This window comes from Streptomyces sp. NPDC033845 (assembly GCF_055576225.1).
Genome location: NZ_JBVIRI010000087.1, coordinates 1 through 1,101, shown reverse-complemented (window position 1 = coordinate 1,101; position 1,101 = coordinate 1). Strand labels below are relative to the sequence as shown.

General features: G+C 66.1%; 1 protein-coding gene. It reads left to right on the top strand.

The genetic code is table 11. The annotated features are described in order from the left end of the window. Window positions 1-1,065: IS110 family RNA-guided transposase (locus tag ACZ50K_RS37950; RefSeq protein WP_468912050.1), on the top strand; the 1,065-nt coding region annotated here is incomplete at its 5' end. Between the last annotated feature and the right edge of the window lie 36 nt (window positions 1,066-1,101).

The window sequence follows — 1,101 nt, the reverse complement described above, 5'->3', positions numbered from 1 at the left end:
GTTGAGGTGGTGGTGATGGAGGCGACCTCGGACTATTGGCGGCCGGTCTACTACCTGCTGCAGCCCCACCTGAATCTGATGCTGGTCAACCCGGCCCACCTCAAAGGGATCCGGGGCCGGAAGACCGATCCCAGTGACGCGGCTTTCCTGGCGCGGGTCGGGGCGTCAGGAATGGTGATGGCCTCGTTCGTGCCCGGACGCGATATCCGCGAGTTGCGGGATCTCACGCGTCGGCGGACCGAGCTTGCCCGGGCTGCGGGCTGGGAAGCCCAGCGGCTCGAGAAGGAACTGGAGGACACGGGGATGCAGCTCTCATCCGTTCTCAGCGATGTCGCCGGCGTCACGGGTCGGGCCATCCTGGAAGCTCTGATCGCCGGGGAACGAGACCCGGCCCGGCTTGCGGACCTGGCGATCGGCCGGGCCCGGAACAAGATCCCGCAGCTCGTGGAAGCTCTGGACGGGGAGTTCACGGGCCATCACGCGTTCATGGTGCGGCATTACCTGGACGAGATCGATCGCTGGAAGAGCGTCATCAGAGCCTTCGACACCCTCATCGCCACCCTGCTGGCGGCGCGGGAGAGCGACCTGGCGAACCTGGTCACCATTCCCGGCCTCGGTCGTCTCGCCGCGGAGATCGTCATCGCCGAGACCGGAGGTGACATGACCCAGTTCGCCTCGGCCCACCGCCTCGCGTCCGGGATCGGAGTCTGCCCCGGACAGAACGAGTCGGCCGGGGTGAACCGCTCCGGCCGAACCCGCCCCGGGAACAAGAACCTCAAGCGCCTGCTCGGGATCGCCGCGATGGTCGCCATCCGGAAGAAGGACTCCTACCTCGGTGTCTTCTTCCGACGGATCGCCGCCAGACGAGGTGGCAAACGGGCCCTGGTCGCCGTCATGCACAAACTCTCGATCGCCATCTGGCATGTCCTGCACGACCACGCGCCCTACCGAGAACTCGGAACCGACCACTTCACCCGCCGCGATCCCGAACGCGCCATGCGCCGCATGATCAAGGAAGCCAACAACCTTGGACTGACCATCCGCTTCGACCCCATCGTGGCCTGAACCACCCAACCACGGGGGTCATTTTCGTGTCAGTCC